The sequence below is a fragment of the Methanobrevibacter sp. genome, assembly GCF_045577275.1.
Taxonomy (GTDB): Archaea; Methanobacteriota; Methanobacteria; order Methanobacteriales; family Methanobacteriaceae; genus Methanobrevibacter.
Genome location: NZ_JAZNIB010000132.1, coordinates 1 through 5,335, shown reverse-complemented (window position 1 = coordinate 5,335; position 5,335 = coordinate 1). Strand labels below are relative to the sequence as shown.

4 protein-coding genes are annotated in these 5,335 nt (G+C 35.1%); all 4 read right to left on the bottom strand.

Annotation, left to right across the window (positions count from 1 at the left end; genetic code table 11):
• Window positions 1-142 precede the first annotated feature (142 nt).
• On the bottom strand, window positions 143-2,041 hold the full coding sequence (locus ACKI67_RS04145; protein ID WP_407462127.1) for a YhgE/Pip family protein: 1,899 nt from the start codon (window positions 2,039-2,041) through the stop codon (window positions 143-145).
• A gap of 193 nt (window positions 2,042-2,234) precedes the next feature.
• A complete protein-coding gene (locus ACKI67_RS04140; protein WP_407462126.1) occupies window positions 2,235-2,579 on the bottom strand; it encodes a nascent polypeptide-associated complex protein in 345 nt (114 codons plus the stop codon).
• Window positions 2,580-2,751: 172 nt separating this feature from the next.
• Complete coding sequence (tgtA, locus tag ACKI67_RS04135) at window positions 2,752-4,752, bottom strand: tRNA guanosine(15) transglycosylase TgtA (protein ID WP_407462125.1); 2,001 nt, start codon at window positions 4,750-4,752, stop codon at window positions 2,752-2,754.
• Between the two features lie 253 nt (window positions 4,753-5,005).
• On the bottom strand, window positions 5,006-5,335 hold a 330-nt coding region (locus ACKI67_RS04130; protein WP_407462124.1), incomplete at its 5' end, for a flavodoxin domain-containing protein.

The window sequence follows — 5,335 nt, the reverse complement described above, 5'->3', positions numbered from 1 at the left end:
AAAAATAAAAATTAGTAGAAATACTCCTTTTTAAAAAAAATAAAAAATAAAAATTAGTAAAACTACTCTTTTTTTAAAATTAAAAAATAAAAATAAAAATTAGTAGAAATACTCCTTTTTTAAAAAAAAAGAAATGATTTGTTTAGAACAAATCAGTTTCATTTAATTTCTCTTCAAACCAATGTGCTCTTTTATCTGCAAACATTTTAACAATTAATGCCAATACCAATGTAATCAAAGCCATGGCAATTAAAATTGCAAATGATGGAATATAATTAGACCATACCAATCCTAATGCACTTTCTCTCAATAGAGTGATTCCATGAGTCATAGGCATATATGGACTGACTGTTTGAAGTAACGGACCCATCAATTGAATTGGGTAAATACCGCCAGTACCTGAAATTTGGAATACAAGCCAAATTACAGCTAATCCTTTTCCTACATGACCTAATGCAGATATCAATGAGTAGATAATCAGCATAAATATCATGGCAGTGAAATAGGCCGAAAACACAAACAATAATGGATTAGCAATTTTTATTCCTAATATGAATGCTCCAATAAGAGTAACTGTAGTTTCCAAGAGTGCCATAATCAAGAATATTGCAAGTTTACCGAAGTACATCTCAGATGGGGTGTATTTAGTTCCAGTTGATGTGCCTGTTCTAAGCATGACGCTAGTGATTAGGGCACCTACCCACATGGACAATACCAAATAAAACGGAGCAACTTCTGAACCGTAATCTGGAACTGTGTACATTTCAGTTTCCTCTAATTTAACCGGAGCATAAATATAATCTCCAATTTGGTCTTCATCAACACCAGTCAAACCGGAAAGTGATTGTGCTGCACCAGCAAGACCACTTGAAGCCTGAAGCAATGCAGAAGAAGCACCATTTGCAAGCATTGAGGAACCTGCAGCTAAACTAATGGAACCTTCCGCCAATTGTGAAGCTCCACCTGCAACTCCACTTGCACCATCTGCAACACTTGAAGCCCCATCAGCTACACCTGATGCACCGTTTGCCAAATCAACAGAACTGTCTGCCAATTTTGAAGATCCTTTTGCAAGATCGCTTGAAGCTCCAGCCAAATCAGAACTTGCATTAGCCAATTCTTTGGAACCATGTACAACCGGTTTTATTTGATCCGGCAATGTGCTTTCATCAACAGAATCATCCAATTGTTTAGCAGCCTGCTGTACTTGAGCAGAACCTGCAGAAATCTGATTTGCGGAGGATGATACTTGTGATGAACCAGACTTAACCTGTGAAGCGCCAGAAGAAACCTGACCTGCACCAGACTTTACCTGAGAAGCTCCATCAGAAACTTTAGAAGCCCCTTTCTGCAAATCATTTGCACCGGATTTAACCTGAGATGCTCCTGAAGAAACCTGACCTGCACCAGCACTTAACTGACCTGCACCTGAAGACATTTGACTTGCTCCAGCTGCAAGGGAAGATTGCAATTGGCCTAATTTTTCATATGCGGCCAAATCAATAAATTGGACAATCTTTGCATTGACCTTATTGTAGACAGCTCTTGCTGCTGAATCACTAAGTTTTGAAGCCATCGGATTGGATTTCCTGTTTACAACATACTCCAATTCGGCAGAATGAGGATCATCTGAAGTGATTGATTTAATGGAACTGCTGAAATTCTTTGGAATAACAATTCCCGCATAATACGTTCCATTGTTAACCCCCTCCCGCAGTTCATCTTCACTTACAAAAGTCCAATAAAAATCATCATTTCGTTTCAATTCATCTTCCAGCTGGTCCCCTACATTAAGGTCTTCACCTTCAATTGAAGCACCCTTATCAAGATTTGCTACAGCAAATTCAAGATTTCCAGTATTGTCATAAGGGTCCCAACAAGCTTGGATATTAATAAGAGCATATAAGGAAGGTAAAATTATTATTGCAAGCAATGTTAAGACAACAATAGGATTTTTGGTAAATACATCCTTGAAATCCTTTTTGATGAGTTGCCCTACATGACCTAGATTTATCCTTCTTCCTAGTCTCAATTCTCTCATAGTTAACCTCATAAAAATTTATTTAAAATCAATTTTTAAATAAAATCTGTAAAATCTTAAAATTATTACATACATATTATTATATATGCATAATAATTAATAAACTTAATATTTTAAAAAAAAAGTCAAATTAAATTACAAAAATATAAATTAAAAAAAATTAAAAAAAAAATTAAAAAAGAAATGAATAAAATTATCCATTTAATTTTAAAATAGCTTCTGCTAAATCTCCGCCGGTTTCTCTTAATGCTTCTTCAGCATCTGCAGCACTTACACCAGCAGTGTTAGCAACCATTTCAATGTCTTCTTGTGGAATTTCAATCTCTTTTTCCACTTCAACTGCAGTTCCAGTAACTTGATAGGTTTCTTGACCCATTACAGTCATTAAGCTTACATCTGCAGGGGAAATAATTAAATCCTTATCTTCACAACGAATAATAACTTCTTGGACACCATCAATTTCCTTCATGTCCATACCCATTTTCTTCATTTGTCTTTGCATATTCTTCATTTGTTTTGGGCTCATACCAGGTATCATAATATAACCTCTTAATTTTATCAAATAATAATTTTAATGAATTTTTCTAAATAATACTCTATTAATTAGAATATATAATAATTTTTATTTTTTAAATTTCTTGAATTTTATAGAACTAAAAATAATATTTAATTTTTAAATCATTTTATGATTTTTAGAAAAGTAATTATTTTTATTTTTTAAATCCTTTTCTTGTCTTGATAGCTTGACCTGTCTTGAAGTCCATCATTTCCTTATGACTCAAAAGTGCCTTACCGAATGCCAATAGCTCTCCCTGCTCATTAACGATAAGAACCTCATCATTGGATCTTATGTTTAGATCACAATCCTTGATGAACTTGGCAAATACGCTTTTTCCTTCACGTGCAAATGATTCAACGCTATTGTCAATCATGACCTTATTTCTCATTCCATCCAATGTGGCAAGTCTTTGAGCACCTAATTTGGATAAAATCAAGAAACTGTCAGAAGCTCTCATATTGACGATATTCTGATTCTTGTCAAATACATGTCTTATCTTACCGGTTTTCTTACTCTTTTCAATCTTGATATTACCGGTGAACAAAGCTTCTCCAGCACCTTTACCGAATTGGTAATCTGCAATTGCCTTAAGCTTTTTGATGTCATCCTTTTTGTATCTGACATCTTCAGGATGTTCATATCTTTCAATATAGTCAAGCTCAAGCTCATCCATTACCTTAGGATGGATTAATACATTATCATAGTTTTCAGCATAATCTATGAAAAAGTCTCTTGTAAACTCATCTGCAATCTTATCATGGATTCTTGGAGCATCACTTTGGCTTAATGGATAGACCTCATCCAATTCAAGTGGAATCATGCAGAATGGAATGTCCAATACAGCGAAATCTGTATCATCATTATCGATTACACAAGGTGCATCCTCACCATTGGACTCGTCCTTTGCATATACATAGAATTCCCTGAAGCTGCTTACCAAATATTTGCTGTAAGGTTTCCTATAAGCAGGAAGCACAACAAGGTTTTTCTTCTTGTCCATATTCTCCAATTGCTTGAGATGTCTTGTAACCTCTGCCCTTTTCAATGATTCAGGACCGGTATAGAAGAATGCAGACTTTTTGCTTCTTGGATCGAATTGCTCCAAGTCTTCACTGTACTCTCCCAAATGCCTTACTGCATCAAGAAGCATTGGGTGAGCTCTGCAACGTTCCTCTACAAGTTCCATCAAACTTCCTTCAGCAATTGCTTGTCTGATGAGTCTAAGCTCTGCAAAACTTACATGCAAGTTGTGCTGTGCTATCAATTTGGTTCTTTCTTCCTTATCCATAGCCCTTAAATCATCAGGAGTGTATTTGCAGCAGACTTCACAGGAACAAGGCATTTCTGTCATGTTCTCCAACTTCAATGTACCTCTTGTAGTGAGGAATCTGTCTCCTTCAGCATATAGGATATAAGCTGCAGAATCGAAAAGGTCACAACCCATAGCTACACAAAGTGCAAAGATCATAGGATGTCCTGCACCCATGAGATGGCGTGCCTTGGACTCAGGCAAGCATTTGACAGAATGCATTACAGCATCAACAAGGTCACGGTAATGGTACATTTCCATAAGAGGCACAACTGCACCGATTGGATATAAGTCTGCATCAAGCTTAGTCAACTCTGTTGCACAGTATTCCCTTAAGTCAGGATAGGTTGACCCTTGAACAACTGAGTTGATTTTCATATTGTAATCATTATCCTTTACAAAGCTGATAGCCTCTTTAGCACGTTCAATGGTGATTTCAAGGTCCTCTTCCACCTTTTCCCTATCAACATAAGGTCCGGTTGGAATGTCAAGTGAAGTTCCTATATCAGTTCCGATGGCTTCCTGAAACTCAATGACCTCTTGATTTGTTATTTCAACATCACCATAGACAGACAATTGGAATGAACCTGAATCAGTCATTATTGGCCCATCGAAGTTGATCAGTTCGTGCAAGCCAACATCCAATGCCTTCTTGCTTAAGTCTTCGTCTTTATAAATCAAATAAGCATTTGTAATTACTATGTCTGCACCGTAATCCTTTACATTGATTGGCTGTTTTCTTGGATGGATTACAGGCATCAGGTTTGGTGTCTTGATGTCTCCATGATTTGTTTTCAAAACACCTACTCTTCCTCTCATATCTTTTGCTTTAATTTCAAACATTATTTTCTCATCCTTGTAAATAATAAAAAGTAAATTTAAAAATCTTTAAAATTGGTAAATATGATTAAATCTTTTAAAAATATAAAAAATAGATTTATATATCTTATATTAACTTATTAGTTTAAAAAGTTTTTTAATAAAATAGATTATTGGATTTCATCTATAATCAGATTCAAAGCATCCGAATACCCTATTGAATTTCGTCTAAAATCTGATTCAAAGAAACTTAAAACATTGCATTCATAAAAAAGATTTATGATTGAATTTCATCTATAATCGGATTCAAAGCATCAAAATCAACATAACTTACATTTTTCCCATATGTTTCAATAACTGCCCTTATTTCTGCAGTCATTTCCTCTTCCTTCATTCCTTTTACTTTCCTATGAATAAATGCCATCATTGTTTTGTGCTTTAGGTTAAGATTGGAGTAATCTATTGCCCCTCTCAAGAAATATACTCTTGCCTTATTGTAAATGCATCCATGAAGGAGCTCCTTTATTCCATTCATGATTGATTCCCTATTCTTTTTATCATTAGGGTCTGCCAATCCTACGGTTCCAATGATAAGTTTCTTATCTTG

Excerpts from the sequence above, each read along its gene's own strand:
- ACKI67_RS04140 (WP_407462126.1), bottom strand. The coding sequence starts at position 2,579 with ATGATACCTGGTATGAGCCCAAAACAAATGAAGAATATGCAAAGACAA.
- tgtA (WP_407462125.1), bottom strand. The coding sequence starts at position 4,752 with ATGTTTGAAATTAAAGCAAAAGATATGAGAGGAAGAGTAGGTGTTTTG.
- ACKI67_RS04145 (WP_407462127.1), bottom strand. The coding sequence starts at position 2,041 with ATGAGAGAATTGAGACTAGGAAGAAGGATAAATCTAGGTCATGTAGGG.